Raw genomic sequence first — 13697 nt, forward strand, 5'->3', positions numbered from 1 at the left:
ATTATTTTGATATTTAACCAGGTAACAGATTAACACCACATTTCAATTCTTTCTAATAAAAATAAATTCACCGCCCTCATCACCGGTTTGACCAATCTCACCATACTGAGGCACCTGATTGTTCGGGCTATTGTTTATAACCTCCCTGCGTAATCCGCTAAAGAGTTCTTCCGCTGTAATGTATGGCTCTTGATTTTGTTCAAGCCGCCTGATTAGAAAATCAATAAAAACACTTCTATCCGGTACTTTCTCTAAAGTTCCACTGGTCATTGCTTTTCGGCTCTTTCTTAAGTAAAGTGTTTCAATAGCCGCTGATGCATTTTCAAAAATGGACCGGCTTTTAAAAATTCCACCCGAAAAGCATGCATCGGTTACCAGTAATGTATGGCGTGCTCCAATTCCACCAATATAGTCACGCAGGGTACCATTGGAGAGCCACGTGCTGCGTTTGTTCGGCTCAGCATCCGATGGCAGCCAATACCCTTGTTGTAACTGTTCATCCCAGTACCCGTGACCGGCATAAAAAATCAAGAGGTTATCAAGTTTGTCAAGTTTAGCTTGTAGTTCATCCAATGCCGCATATAACTGGTTTCGGTTAGGATTTTCCATCACGGTAATATTTTTTTCATCGAATGAATAATACTGAAGGAGCGCTTGCCTCAGGCGCTGCATATCCTTAACAGGTTGATCAAGACTCACAATTCCCGGATCAGAATAAACCTGATTGGCTATGAGTAAAGCATAGTACTTATCCTTGTTAATAGTTCCGCTAAAAGGTTTGTGTTCTACCAAAAGTTTTTCCTGTGCCACATTACCGATTTTATCGGTAGCGTTAATAACCAAAGTACTCTCTGTATTAATCGGGACACTGAAATTGAATTGATAGCGATCAGGATATCCCTCAATCCGTTCTAATTTATTTCCATTAACCAGCACTTCCGTTACTCCACTAAGATCATTCACTTCCAGCAGCAACCGAACTGAAGACTGATGAACTGAGGATTTACGCGAACCGGAGGCAATGTCTTTCGAAGCCAGTAGTTTCGGGCTTAGGATAACAACCGAAGGTGGTGTGATATCGAACGGCTTCCATGGCTCAATATTCAGCACTGTGCAGTTATATAATTTTACTACCGGGGTGAGGTCAGCGGCAACAATAAACCTACCATCGTATGAAAACTGCGATGCGCATACCACCTGCGATAAATCGGTGATACGTTGAGTCATTTTTCCTGCCTTATCAAAAATGATAGCCTGGCCGTCTGCACCGCTGCTAATCAAATACTTTCCATCGGGGCTATAGTTTAAATCAGTAACCCAACTCCGATGCCCTGTGAGTGTGGAGTTTAATTCACCTGTTTGGGTATTCCAATGCCTTATGGTTTTATCATAACTTCCCGTTGTCAGGCTTTGTCCATCGCGACTAAATGCAATGGCACGAACCCAATCTTTATGGCCCCTCAAAGCATGTATTTGTTTGTTGTCTTCAACATCCCAAACAATAACAACATTATCGACCGAGCCCCAGGCGAGTTTTTTGCCATCGGGCGAAAATGCAAGGCAAAGGATTTTCTGGCCGGTCGATTGAAAAGTCTGAATCTTTTCCCGCGTGATACAATTCCAAAGGCTTACTTTTCCCTCGTCATTACCTGAAGCAAGTACTAAACCCGTTGGGCTGAAACTTAATGCCCGAACGGTACCGGTCGCACCATTGAGCTTAAGGGGTTTTGATTCCGTAAAGTCGTACAATGAAACATTTCCATCTTCACTGGAAGCCGCAACAAACCGGTTATCATAGCTTACCGCCATGGCATTGATCTTTGCGGCATGCGATGGAAGATTCCAAACATCCTGGCTGGCTGGTTCATACACTGACAGACTTCCTTTATCACCCCCGATGATAATTCGCCTGGAATTTGTGGTCACTACAACAACCCGAGCGTTTTCATCATTTGGCAGTTTGATTTTGTTTTGTTGAACAACTTGGGTATTGCCAATAATAACCGTCACACACTGAAGCAATGTTGTTATAAGGCATCTTTTCATATCAGAAGAAAGATTTTAAAAATCGCGCTTCTTTTTGCGCTTACTGAAGTAATACTTAAGGCCTCCCGAAAATTGAATAAACATTGGACCAATGATCTTGTCAGGTGTATTATTTGATACCTGGCCAATGTATAAGGCTTCTATTGCTCGTCCACTTTCTTCATCAAGATCCACCGCATGGAAGCCCCCCGAAATCGTTGCATAAAATCCACCAGTTAGTTTAAACTCAAGTCCAAGATCAAGGCCTACTCCAACCTTCGCTTTAACACTCTCATCAAATGCCGGCTGCACCTGGCCCCGACTATCTGTTACTTGCTCCTGATTTATAATATGATTGCCAAAAAACATAAACTGAAGCTGACCGTACGGAACAAACTTCTTTTCATGAGAAATGAAGTTCACCTTAAATCTTAACCCAAGGCCACCATCTTTTGAAGACCTGTTGTTTTTTGAATTAGAGAACTGCATGTAACGATACACCAGGCCAAGACTTACACGATTCGATGCCTCCCAGGTCAAAAAAATATTCGTTGCCATACCGGTTGCTCCATCGTAAAAGCCCAACTCACTTGAATTACTTGAATTTTGCCAATCTTTTTCGGGAGCGAAAGGATCCGCAGGACTCAGGGAACTCACATATCCGGTGTTAATACCTATCGAAATCTGAGCCTTTGCCGTATAGAAAGTCAAAAGCAAAGCCAAAACAAACAGTGAAATTAAGAATCTGCTCATGGCGAGGAGGGTTTAATCAAAATTAAACAAATAAAGATAAACCATCCAAGCGCAGGACAACCCCGATGCAGGATGCTCATAAGCAGAAAAGGTGTTCCTGCAAATTACTATCCTGCTCTAAACTTAATACTGACAATAGCCCGACTACCTCACTATTGTGAAGTTTCCCGAATAAAATCAGCCAGATCTTTCTTGAATTTCTGTAAGGAAGGCCCGTGGGTGTACATCATGTGGCCGGCTTCATAGTAGGTCATGATGATGTTCTTTTTGATTTCAGGGCGCAGGCCAAGGTGGTTAATGGAATGCTCAACACCATAAAACACGGTTGCCAAATCATAAATGCCGTTCATGATCAACACCTTCAGGTTCGGGTCTTCGTTCATGGCTTTGGCCATATCAATGCCGGTATTAATTGCGCTTTGTGTATTCCATTGCATGTTGCCCACATGGTTCCAGTCCCATTTAAAACCCGGACTGGCATAAGCCGATGTTTTATAGTTCAGTTTTTTGTCAACGCCCAGTTCACGATGGAAATAATCCAGAAAGCCGGCTGTATAGGCGGGCGAGATGGCATCACTTTGCGGATCAGTCGTACCGCTCTGGTTTATAAGGCGTTCGTTAATACCAATAAACCGTGAATCCAGCCGGCCTACCGTCATGCCCTCATTCCGCAGCAACTCATTAAAAAATTCTCCGGCCTTCACCCGTAAATCGGCTTTGAGCCAGTAATCGGTGCTCACGCCCGTATATTGGTTTAACCGACCGGCAAGTTGATTTTTTTGTGCATGCGTAAGGCGATCGCCCTTAAAGAGAGCCGGCATATACTCTTCTTCGGTAAATTTTCTAACCTCGTCCAGAAAAGCCATCAGGTTCGGGTTCTTGTTTACCAGTTTGTTATGATACCAGGCCGTAGCCGCATAAGTGGGGAAATGAACTATATAGGGCATGTCGTCATTAGGTGGGAATGTAAGCGTGCGCAGATCAAACACTGCCGAAACCATCACCACGCCATTTAACGCATAACCGCGATCGAGCAGGTAGCTCATCACACCCGCATTACGAAACGTGCCGTAACTCTCACCGAGAATATACTTTGGCGATTGAAGCCGGTCGTACTGCTTTAAAAATTGCATGATGAACAAACTGATTGCACGAATATCCTGGTCAACACCCCAGAAGTCCTTTCCTTCGGCTTTGCCCACCGGCACGCTGAGGCCGGTGCCGATAGGGTCCATCATCACCACGTCTGCCATATCCAGAATTGAATAATCATTATTGACCAACTGGTACGGAGCCGCCTTTGTATAGCCCGGATCGTTCACTACAATTCGTTTGGGGCCCATTACGCCCATGTGCAGCCAATAGCTTGATGAACCCGGACCGCCATTGTAAGCAAAAATTATTGGTCTTTTTGATGGGCCGTCTTCTTTGAAATAAGCCGTAAATCCATGCAACGCAATCGGTTCATTGTTCTCATCCCTGAGCAGCATGGTACCCGCACGTGCTTTAAGCGTATGCACCACGCCATTGATTTTTACGGTTTGAGTTGTGGTGAAAACCTGGGGCTCAGGCACCGGTTTATCGGCTGGCTTTTCGGCTGGTTTATCCTGTGCCAGTGTTGTAACAACTAAATAAAAGATTGCAATAAAGAGAATGGAAATCTTTTTCATGGGATGGGATTTTAACGCTTAACTAACAAAACCCGGGCGTTTAATCCTAATGGTTTTTTACAACTTGTGTATTGATGGAATTGCTCCGGCCCTTAACCACAATCTTATAAAACGATGATGGATACCTGCTTACATCAATGGTACAACGGCCCGGTGTGGCCGATTGGCATTTTATCCGTTGCCACTCGTCCTTTCCTCCGGTTTTGAAATTATTGGTAGTTGACAAATAAACTACTGGTTTAGAATTCCCCTCTAGCACAGTCCAGCGTAATTCAATTTTTTTTCCGTCATCAATCAACGTTGCTCCGGCATCAGCCACAGAAACAGGGCCGATAAACGGAACACCATCCTGTTCCATAATAATTTCTTCCGGGGGATTGATTTTCAAATGCCACAACAACGAAGGCATTATATCAACAGCGGCTGTACCCTGGCCAAACCGGCCGTTCAGGTTTTTTGCATTGGTGGCAATCCAAACTGTACGTTCGCGATCGCTCTGCCCGCCATGCCCTTTGCCGGTTTGCGGATCGCGACCGTGATCGGTAGTTACTACAATCATCCAATCCTCACCAACTTGTTTTTGTCTGAATTGAACTGCCTCCCATATCCGGCCCACTTGTTCATCGGCAAACTGAATGGCTCGTTCATAATCCGGGCTGTCGCCATGCCGATGACCGATATCATCGGTGTACTCCAGGTAAACCCATGAAACATCAGGCGCTCGTTCGCGGATGTAGCGGGCAGCTTCCTTCGATACGTGTTCGTCTATATCAAAAATATATTTCTTATCCGCATCGTGCGGAAATTGCTTTTCATTCACTTCAAATCCGTCAAAGGCATAATCAAATTTGAAATTGCCGGCTGTTTCCAATCCTTCGCCAATCAGTTTCGTTCGGTTATCCTGCCAGGTAGAGAAGATGGCCGTCTTCAACCCGGGTTTAGCGTGCTTGGCAATTCGGAAAATATTCCAGTAATGATAGTTAGGTTCCTTAATTGAATTATCCCAAACGTTATGCTTGTTCGACCACACACCGGTTAACACATGGTTGTAGCCGGGCGCTGAAATGGTAGGTGACTGATTATAGGAGTCATTTAAACCTCCGGTGCAGGCCCGTGTATATCCTCCTGCCTTTGCTATGGCATCAATAGAAGGAGTTTCAACTTTTTCGAGTACATCGGCTGAAATGCCGTCAAGGATAATAAAGACTGCTTTCTGCTGGGCATAAACCAGCCCGTGCGCTGCAATTAAAATCAGCGTAAATAAACCTGCAATTCTACTCATTGCCATTGTTGTACAAATTCAGGGAGCACCTTGTTTCCAAACGTATAGATGGCTACTGAAAAAATAGTAGCCCATGCAGCCGCACTGATAAACATGTAAATCAACACCTTGTCTTTCGGGCTGCCGAAAGCAACGGCCAGTATGGTTCCACCAATTGGCGTAAACAACAGGGGCGTTAAGAAAGCCACTCCGGCCAATCCATATTTTTTCCATATGGTAACGAACTTGCGATTGCCCTGTGAAAATTTTTTTCTCTTACTAAAGAACCGGTTTACAATTTTATCGCGTAGCCAGTCGCCAAAAAACGTAAAGGCTGTTACGCTGGCCATCATGCCCACAACTGTGGCAATAATGGTAGTTACCAAATGAAGCCCAAGGGTGTATCCGCCCAACGGGCCTAAAATAAACTTAACCGAACTGGAAGCTGCCACGGGTAATGCTTTCAAGATTTCTTCCCACATACCTAAATCACGGTTCAAAGTTCAAGGTTCGAAAGAGTATAAAGTGAGTTATTGTATTAACCTGAAGTTAAATTTTTTCGCCATAACATAAGTCGCCCGCATCGCCCAGGCCCGGCACAATGTAGGCGTGTTCATTCAGTTTCTCATCCAGGGCCCACGTCCAGATGGTAAAGGGCAATTTTAAATGCTGTTTAATGTATTCCACCCCTTCAGGTGCTGCTACCAATGCGGCTACATGAACATGAGCCGGTGTTCCGTGCTTTAACAAGGCATTTACCGACTTAACAAATGATTTGCCGGTAGCCAGCATGGGGTCGATCAGAATTACAGTGCGGCCTTTCAGTTGAGGCGCGGCCAGGTAATCCAGGTTAATGGCGATTTCTCTTTCGTCTTCCTTACGGTAAGCCCCGATGAAACCGCAATCGGCCTGGTTGAAAAAATTTTTGAATCCTTCAAAGTAAGGTAAACCGGCCCGCAAAACGGTAATTAGCACGGGTTGCTCGCTGAGTATTTCAATTTTTGATGTGCCCAGTGGCGTATCAACAAGCCTTTCTTCATACTTCAGTTTTTTCGATACTTCATACGCCATCAATTCACCGAGTCGCTCCAGGTTCATTCTGAATCGCTCACGGTTTTGTTGAATGGATTTGTGGCGCAATTCGAACAAAAACTGGTTAGCAAGGGTGGCATATTGATTGAGAATGATCAGCATGGGTATTTTTTTATCATCAAAATTTAGGATAAAGTTGTCATATGAACCGAAATCCATCTGTGAAAAAGAAAAAAACATCAGCTAAAGCAACCCGTAAACCCGACTTCGGCCTGCTGAAAGCACTCTGTGCTGTCCACGCTCCTTCCGGAGAAGAGTATGCCATGACGGAGTTTTTGCTGAATTACATTGCCAAAGTCAAAAAAATCTGGAAAGCAAATCCAAAAATTTTTTACGGAGAAGGTTTTCAGGATTGCATCCTGCTTCAATTCGGCAAACCGCGTACCGCCATCTTTGCCCACATGGATTCCATCGGCTTCACCGTTCGATACTTTAATCAACTGCTTACCATCGGCAGCCCCGATGCCGAAGCGGGCACTAAACTGGTGGGTCGTGACAGGCTGGGCGAAATTGAGTGCGAACTGGAGTTCGATAAGGAGCACCATGCCTTTTACAAATTCGGCCGCACGATTGAACGCGGCACTTCACTTACCTACAAACCCAACTTCAAAGAAACCACCCATTACATCCAGTCGCCCTACCTCGATAACCGGCTGGGGGTTTACAATGCGCTGAAAGTGGCCGAAACACTTACCGATGGCATAATTGCCTTTTCGTGCTGGGAAGAACACGGTGGCGGGTCCGTTCCTTACCTCGCCCGTTTTATGTATGAGAAGTGGGGCGTAACCCAGGCGCTTGTTTCTGACATTACCTGGGCATCGGATGGCGTTGAGCCCGGCAAAGGCGTGGTGATTTCAATGCGCGACCGGAACATACCCCGCAGAAAATTTATTGACCGTATTATATCCATTGCCGATAAGAATAAACTTCCTTACCAGCTGGAAGTAGAGGGCATGGGCTCCAGCGATGGCCGCGAATTACAACTATCGCCTATTCCGTTCGATTGGTGTTTTGTTGGCGCCCCACAGCAATTCGCACACACCCCACACGAGAAGGTGCACAAATACGATATCGAAAGCATGATCGGGCTTTACAAGGAACTGATGAAAAAACTTTAAAAAGTAAACTTTCGGTTAAGAAGCACAGAAAGAACCTCACCTTGATAATTGCCCAACTCTTCGAACCCTGTTCCTGTGTGTTTATATCCTGCCGCTATCCTGGTTTCCGGATCAATTATCCAATATTCCTTCACGGCAAATCGTTCATAAAGATTCTTTTTTTGTACGGTATCAAACATTGGATTACCTCCGGACAGTACTTCTATAATTAAATCCGGAACACCATGTACATGTTCTTTAATAATCGATAAATTCTTTTTTTGAATAAAAAGGATTTCCGGTTGAACAGCATTGGCACTTTCATCCAAGTAAACATCAAACGGTGCCGTAAATACCTCACCCAGATCATTTTTATCTACAAAATGCCCTATTTGAACAAGCAATCGCGAAACTATTTGCTGATGTTTATACAACGGTGATGGGCTCATATAGATAATTCCATCAATAAGTTCAGCAAGAGTCCCCTCAGGAAGCATCTTAAATACCTCCATAATCGTTCTGGGGGGTCTTGCAATTGATTCCTGCATACTTCAAATTTAGCAAAAAAACCAAAGTAACCTGCCGGATACAGTGGCGTTTCCTATTGATGATCTGCATGATTAAAATCAAAGACCTCGAATTCAAAAAATTTATTACAGCCGCCAAAATAGCCGATAAAGTAGCTGCGCTGGCAAACCAACTTCATGCCGACTACGATGGAAAAACCCCGTTGTTCCTTCCTATCCTGAACGGCTCATTCATCTTTGCGGCCGACCTCATCCGCCAGACCAATTTGGAATGCCGCGTATCGTTTGTAAAGCATGCTTCGTACCAGGGAACCGTAAGCACCGGGCAACTCAAAACACTTATCGGTCTTAATGAAAGCATCTTTAATCAAGATATCATTCTGGTGGAAGACATAATGGATACCGGGTTAACACTGAGTAAAGTAGTAGAAGAACTCCGTGGCCTCGGTACCCGGTCGGTCGAAATCGTTACACTCATCCGCAAAGCGCCCGCACGCCAGCATGCCGTGCAGCCGAAATATATTGGCTTTGATATTGAAAATGAATTTGTGGTGGGCTACGGACTGGACTATGACGGCCTCGGGCGAAACTTGCCTGATATTTATAAGGTAGCCGGCAATCAATCCTGACTTTCTTCAACGGATGCCGGATCACATAGACCTGTTGAATTAAAATTCCATCATTATCTTGCAGGCCCTACAAACCTTTTACCTATGGTCAACCTTGTAATTTTCGGTCCTCCGGGTGCCGGCAAAGGAACACAGAGCGAAAAGCTCATCGGCAAATACGGCTTTGTTCATATTTCCACGGGCGACCTGTTTCGCTGGCACACTAAAAACGATACACCGCTCGGTAAACGGGTTAAGGAAATCATGAACAGCGGTGCACTGGTGCCCGATGAGATTACAATCTCCATGCTCAAAGAAGAACTGGATAAAAATCCTGATGCAAAAGGTTTTTTATTCGATGGCTTTCCGCGCACCGTGGCCCAGGCCGAAGCATTGGATAAGTTTATGAAAGACAACGGCAGCGCCATTCATTTTGTGGTTGCCCTCGATGTAAACGAGCAGGAGTTGCGCGAACGCATCGCCAAACGCAAAGCCATTGAAAACCGAGCCGATGATGAGGAGGAAAAGCTGAACAAACGCATCACCGAATATTTTGGTAAAACCATTCACGTACTGCCCTACTACGAAAAGCAAGGCCGCCTGGCCCGCGTAAATGGGGTTGGAAAAATTGACGACATCTTTGCCAGCATCTGCGCGGTAATTGATAAAGGAAAATGATTCCCGTTTACCCCGATCCCAAAGTGCCGATCCCACGCGGTGTTCAGCGAAGGGTTAACCGGGTTGTGGCTGGTTTTCTGGTAACTGTTGTTATACTTTTTCTCTTTTTTTACTGGCTTGCATCCTGAGTCATGTCATCACCCAACTTTATTGACCATGTAAAATTCTGTTCGCGATCGGGTGCGGGTGGAGCCGGCTTTCTGCACTTTCACCGCGAAAAGTTTGTGCCCAAAGGCGGGCCCGATGGCGGTGATGGCGGCCGGGGCGGGCATGTCATCCTACGGGGCAACTCACAATTATGGACGCTGCTTCATTTAAAATACCGGAAGCATGTAATTGCCGAGAACGGCAAACCTGGCGAAGCACAAAACTGCACCGGTGCCGAAGGCAGAGATGAAATCGTTGAAGTACCCCTGGGCACGGTTGCCAAACGTGCTGAGACAGGCGAAACAATTATTGAGATAACTGAACACGGACAGGAGTTTATTCTTACTCCCGGAGGCCGGGGAGGCCGGGGCAATGCCTACTTTGCAACCTCAACGCGGCAGGCACCCAACTTTGCCCAGCCGGGCGAACCCGGAAAAGAAGAATGGATTGTTCTTGAACTTAAACTGCTGGCCGATGTCGGACTGGTTGGCTTTCCGAATGCCGGCAAATCAACACTGCTCTCGGTGGTATCGGCAGCGAAGCCTAAAATTGCCGATTATCCGTTTACCACATTAACGCCAAACCTGGGTGTGGTTTCTTACCGGGAGAACCAATCGTTTGTAATGGCCGACATCCCCGGAATAATTGAAGGTGCTGCCGAAGGCAAAGGCCTGGGCATCCGCTTTCTCCGGCACATCGAACGCAATGCCATGCTGCTGTTTATGGTGCCGGCCGATTCAAAGGATATTTCGAAAGAATATGAAATCCTGTTAAGTGAACTCCGCAAATACAATCCGGAGTTGCTTGATAAAAAACGGTTGTTGGCTATCTCAAAATCCGACTTGCTGGATGATGAACTGAAAGCGGCTACCGAACGCGAACTGCCTGCCGGTGTACCGCATGTATTCATCTCGGCCGTTACCGGCAAAGGCCTTTCCGAACTGAAAGACCTTATCTGGCAGCATCTTCACACCTGACGGCCCCCACCGTCAATCTGGCACATCGTAGGCGTTTGGCAGAATTATTGACAATTTTGCGCCACAATTAGTTACATTTTTCTGGATCATGGACAAAAATCAGGTAACCGATAACGATTTAGAGAGTCCTGTGGCTCAAAATCAGGCCGGTGAAAGCCCGAATCAGGACAGCCCCGAGACATTTGATACCCTTACAGGAACCGATAACACTGATTTGGCGAAGGAATTGAGCAAAACCAAAGACGAATTGGCAGAAGCAAAAGACAAATATTTAAGGCTGTATTCGGAGTTCGAAAACTTCCGCAGGAGGACAGCCAAAGAAAAACTGGAGCTGATCCAATCAGCCAATGAAGCCACTATCAAGTTGTTTCTGCCCGTGATGGACGATTTTGAAAGGGCCGAAAAATCGTTTCAGGGCAGCAACCCCAAAGACCTCGAAGGCCTGCAACTCATTAGCAATAAATTCCGGAAACTGCTTGAGCAATCCGGTGTAAAACCGATGGACTTGCCGGCCGGATCGGAGTTTAATCCCGACCTGCACGATGCCATTACCCAGGTACCGGTAAATGACGACAGCCTGAAAGGCCGGATTGTTGATGTGGTTGAGAAGGGCTATTTTTTAAACGATAAAGTTATACGCCACGCCAAGGTAGTGGTAGGGCAATAATTTTTACGTATGGCAAAACGCGACTATTACGAAATACTGGGTGTTAACAAAGGTGCCACTGCAGAAGAAATAAAAAAGGCATACCGTAAAGTGGCCATACAATACCACCCTGATAAAAACCCGGGCAACAAAGAAGCGGAAGAAAAATTTAAAGAAGCAGCTGAAGCGTACGAAGTACTGAGTGATGAAAACAAACGCGCCCAGTATGATCGCTTTGGGCATTCGCGCGGCAACGGTGGGTTTGGCGGGCACCACATGGACATGGAAGATATCTTCAGCCAGTTTGGCGATATCTTCGGAGGGCACAATCCGTTTGACTCATTCTTTGGCGGAGGCGGTGGTACGCGCAGAAGACAACGCAAAGGATCGAACCTGCGCATCAAACTCAAACTTACCCTCGATGAAATTGCCCATGGTGTTGAAAAGAAAATCAAAGTCAATCGGCTTGTCCGTGCCGAAGGCATAACCTATAAAACCTGCTCAACCTGCCAGGGCAACGGGCAGGTGCGCAAAGTAGTTAACACCATGCTGGGCCAGATGGTATCCACCACCACCTGCCCGCAATGCGATGGTGCCGGCCAGGTAATTGACAAACGGCCGCCCGGTGTTGACAGTTCGGGACTGGTTCATAAAGAAGAAATCATCACCATTAAAATTCCGGCAGGCGTAAGCGAAGGCATGCAGCTTTCGATGGCCGGCAAAGGCAACGAAGCCCCCGGTGGCGGTATTGCCGGAGACCTGCTCATTTTAATTGAAGAACAGGAAGACACCAAACTGAAGCGCGATGGCAATAACATTATTTACGACCTGCACATCAGCTTTGTTGATGCCGCTCTGGGCACTACGGTGGAAGTACCCACCATTTCAGGCAAAGTGAAAATTAAAATTGAACCGGGCACCCAAAGTGGTAAAATCCTGCGCCTGCGGGGCAAGGGCCTGCGCGATGTAAACGGCTATGAAACGGGCGACCAACTGATTTATGTCAATGTGTGGACCCCCCGGAAACTGACACCCGAAGAGCGCGCCAAGCTTGAAAGCCTTCGAAATTCGCCCAATTTCGAGCCTAAACCCGATGCCGGGGATAAAACGTTCTTCGAGCGGATGAAGGAATTTTTCCAGTAATTTCCTAACCCTTAAGCCCTTATACCCGTTAACACCTTCAAATTGGGGTTATTTTTATCATTTTTAGCAATAATCTTACACGTTGCAACCCTGCAGGGTTTAACGCGTAATTAGTGGTCATGCAGAGAATTTTGGGGCTTATACTTATGGGAGTAGCCATGGCCGGCTTATCGTTCGGCCAGATAAAGAAGCAATTTACCGTAGAGGATAACAATGCTTGCGAAACCGTTCGCCTTAAACTAAAAGCCAACAGCGGCAATTGTTTTATTAAACCCAGCGAGGGTACCGACATCCTGAACATGTTCAGCAACCAGGAACCGGAGTCGTACAGCCACCAGTTTGTTAAAGAAATAAAAGGAAAAACCTGTAATGTATTTGTTGCCGTTGAAGAGAGTTCCTCTACGGGTTTCAGCCAAACCATTTCCTCAAAGGTTTTTGGTTCAGAAAAACCGGCCGGAGAAAAATTCTGGAAGATTTACCTCACTGACGAAAAGCCTTATTCCCTCGAATTGAATTACGGTATCGGTAACTCCAACATCGACCTTTCAGGCATGGCCGTGAAAAACCTGCGCATTACTTCGGCCAGCGCCAATGTAAATGTGGGTTACCCCACCGGCCTGGAAAACAAAGTGGAAATGGATACCTTCTACATTAAAGTGGATTTGGGCAGTGTGAACGTACGCGATCTGAACCTGGCCCGTACCAGCCATGTGGTGGCTGATGTAGGCTTTGGTAATGTTATGCTCGACCTGAGCGCAAAACCCTCCACCACCAACACCATTCGTGGCAGCGTGGCAGCCGGCAACCTTACCATTTTATTGCCCGATGCCGAAACCCCCGTATTTGTAAAAATTAAAGACTCGTGGTTATGCAGCGTGCGCATGGTACGCGGCCTCAAAAAAATTGGCGAAGGCACGTTTGCCAGTGATTCCTATACAAAAGATGCTCCCAATGCCCTTTTATTCGACCTTGACGTATCCATGGGCAACATTATCTTCAAGGAAAAAAAGAACTAACAGGCTATTTCCTTTGTAAACCCGTAATTCGCAGTTATTTTTTCACACTAATCCCGT

General features: G+C 46.0%; 14 protein-coding genes. 7 read left to right on the forward strand and 7 right to left on the reverse strand.

Going from position 1 to position 13697, the window contains the following annotated elements:
- Window positions 1-42: 42 nt before the first annotated feature.
- From HRU69_01855 to upp, 6 genes are all read right to left on the reverse strand, one after another.
- Window positions 43-1926: a caspase family protein gene (locus tag HRU69_01855; protein QOI96295.1), complete on the reverse strand. Its 1884-nt coding sequence runs from the start codon at window positions 1924-1926 to the stop codon at window positions 43-45.
- A gap of 135 nt (window positions 1927-2061) precedes the next feature.
- Window positions 2062-2778: a hypothetical protein gene (locus HRU69_01860; GenBank protein QOI96296.1), complete on the reverse strand. Its 717-nt coding sequence runs from the start codon at window positions 2776-2778 to the stop codon at window positions 2062-2064.
- Window positions 2779-2930: 152 nt separating this feature from the next.
- Window positions 2931-4448 (reverse strand): carboxypeptidase, encoded by a 1518-nt coding sequence (locus HRU69_01865; protein QOI96297.1) that lies wholly within the window; start codon window positions 4446-4448, stop codon window positions 2931-2933.
- A 46-nt stretch (window positions 4449-4494) separates the two neighbouring features.
- Window positions 4495-5730 carry an alkaline phosphatase family protein gene (locus HRU69_01870; GenBank protein QOI96298.1) on the reverse strand — a complete coding sequence of 412 codons (1236 nt, stop codon included), beginning with the start codon at window positions 5728-5730 and terminating at the stop codon, window positions 4495-4497.
- Window positions 5727-6191: a hypothetical protein gene (locus HRU69_01875; protein ID QOI96299.1), complete on the reverse strand. Its 465-nt coding sequence runs from the start codon at window positions 6189-6191 to the stop codon at window positions 5727-5729. The genes HRU69_01870 and HRU69_01875 overlap by 4 nt, the downstream gene beginning before the upstream one ends.
- A 67-nt stretch (window positions 6192-6258) precedes the next feature.
- Window positions 6259-6900, reverse strand: coding sequence for a uracil phosphoribosyltransferase (gene upp / locus HRU69_01880; GenBank protein QOI98799.1), 642 nt, complete (start codon window positions 6898-6900; stop codon window positions 6259-6261).
- Between the two features lie 44 nt (window positions 6901-6944).
- Between upp and HRU69_01885 the strand changes: the two genes are divergently transcribed.
- The gene (locus HRU69_01885; protein QOI96300.1) at window positions 6945-7919 is read left to right on the forward strand and encodes an aminopeptidase; all 975 of its coding nucleotides are present in this window, start codon (window positions 6945-6947) and stop codon (window positions 7917-7919) included.
- On the opposite strand, the gene HRU69_01890 is transcribed toward HRU69_01885, so the two are convergent.
- Window positions 7916-8446 (reverse strand): Uma2 family endonuclease, encoded by a 531-nt coding sequence (locus HRU69_01890; GenBank protein QOI96301.1) that lies wholly within the window; start codon window positions 8444-8446, stop codon window positions 7916-7918. The two genes, HRU69_01885 and HRU69_01890, sit on opposite strands and share 4 nt — an antisense overlap.
- Before the next feature lie 59 nt (window positions 8447-8505).
- On the opposite strand from HRU69_01890, the gene hpt reads away from it, so the two are divergent.
- The 6 genes from hpt (at window position 8506) to HRU69_01920 (ending at window position 13640) form a co-directional block, all read left to right on the forward strand.
- A complete protein-coding gene (gene hpt, locus HRU69_01895) occupies window positions 8506-9054 on the forward strand; it encodes a hypoxanthine phosphoribosyltransferase (protein QOI96302.1) in 549 nt (182 codons plus the stop codon).
- Window positions 9055-9138: 84 nt separating this feature from the next.
- Window positions 9139-9711 carry an adenylate kinase gene (locus HRU69_01900; protein QOI96303.1) on the forward strand — a complete coding sequence of 191 codons (573 nt, stop codon included), beginning with the start codon at window positions 9139-9141 and terminating at the stop codon, window positions 9709-9711.
- A gap of 131 nt (window positions 9712-9842) precedes the next feature.
- Window positions 9843-10835 (forward strand): GTPase ObgE, encoded by a 993-nt coding sequence (gene obgE, locus HRU69_01905; protein ID QOI96304.1) that lies wholly within the window; start codon window positions 9843-9845, stop codon window positions 10833-10835.
- A gap of 88 nt (window positions 10836-10923) precedes the next feature.
- The gene (locus HRU69_01910) at window positions 10924-11502 is read left to right on the forward strand and encodes a nucleotide exchange factor GrpE (protein QOI96305.1); all 579 of its coding nucleotides are present in this window, start codon (window positions 10924-10926) and stop codon (window positions 11500-11502) included.
- Window positions 11503-11511: 9 nt separating this feature from the next.
- Window positions 11512-12624: a molecular chaperone DnaJ gene (dnaJ, locus tag HRU69_01915; protein QOI96306.1), complete on the forward strand. Its 1113-nt coding sequence runs from the start codon at window positions 11512-11514 to the stop codon at window positions 12622-12624.
- Window positions 12625-12743: 119 nt separating this feature from the next.
- The gene (locus tag HRU69_01920; protein ID QOI96307.1) at window positions 12744-13640 is read left to right on the forward strand and encodes a hypothetical protein; all 897 of its coding nucleotides are present in this window, start codon (window positions 12744-12746) and stop codon (window positions 13638-13640) included.
- Window positions 13641-13697: the final 57 nt, after the last annotated feature.

The sequence above is a fragment of the Flammeovirgaceae bacterium genome, assembly GCA_015180985.1.
Taxonomy (GTDB): Bacteria; Bacteroidota; Bacteroidia; order Cytophagales; family Cyclobacteriaceae; genus UBA2336.

Bases quoted from the DNA above. Each gene is read 5' to 3' on its own strand.
- obgE (QOI96304.1), top strand. From the start codon at position 9,843: ATGTCATCACCCAACTTTATTGACCATGTAAAATTCTGTTCGCGATCG.
- HRU69_01910 (QOI96305.1), top strand. From the start codon at position 10,924: ATGGACAAAAATCAGGTAACCGATAACGATTTAGAGAGTCCTGTGGCT.
- HRU69_01900 (QOI96303.1), top strand. From the start codon at position 9,139: ATGGTCAACCTTGTAATTTTCGGTCCTCCGGGTGCCGGCAAAGGAACA.
- hpt (QOI96302.1), top strand. From the start codon at position 8,506: ATGATCTGCATGATTAAAATCAAAGACCTCGAATTCAAAAAATTTATT.
- HRU69_01865 (QOI96297.1), bottom strand. From the start codon at position 4,448: ATGAAAAAGATTTCCATTCTCTTTATTGCAATCTTTTATTTAGTTGTT.
- dnaJ (QOI96306.1), top strand. From the start codon at position 11,512: ATGGCAAAACGCGACTATTACGAAATACTGGGTGTTAACAAAGGTGCC.
- HRU69_01860 (QOI96296.1), bottom strand. From the start codon at position 2,778: ATGAGCAGATTCTTAATTTCACTGTTTGTTTTGGCTTTGCTTTTGACT.
- HRU69_01890 (QOI96301.1), bottom strand. From the start codon at position 8,446: ATGCAGGAATCAATTGCAAGACCCCCCAGAACGATTATGGAGGTATTT.
- HRU69_01885 (QOI96300.1), top strand. From the start codon at position 6,945: ATGAACCGAAATCCATCTGTGAAAAAGAAAAAAACATCAGCTAAAGCA.
- HRU69_01870 (QOI96298.1), bottom strand. From the start codon at position 5,730: ATGAGTAGAATTGCAGGTTTATTTACGCTGATTTTAATTGCAGCGCAC.
- HRU69_01875 (QOI96299.1), bottom strand. From the start codon at position 6,191: ATGTGGGAAGAAATCTTGAAAGCATTACCCGTGGCAGCTTCCAGTTCG.
- HRU69_01920 (QOI96307.1), top strand. From the start codon at position 12,744: ATGCAGAGAATTTTGGGGCTTATACTTATGGGAGTAGCCATGGCCGGC.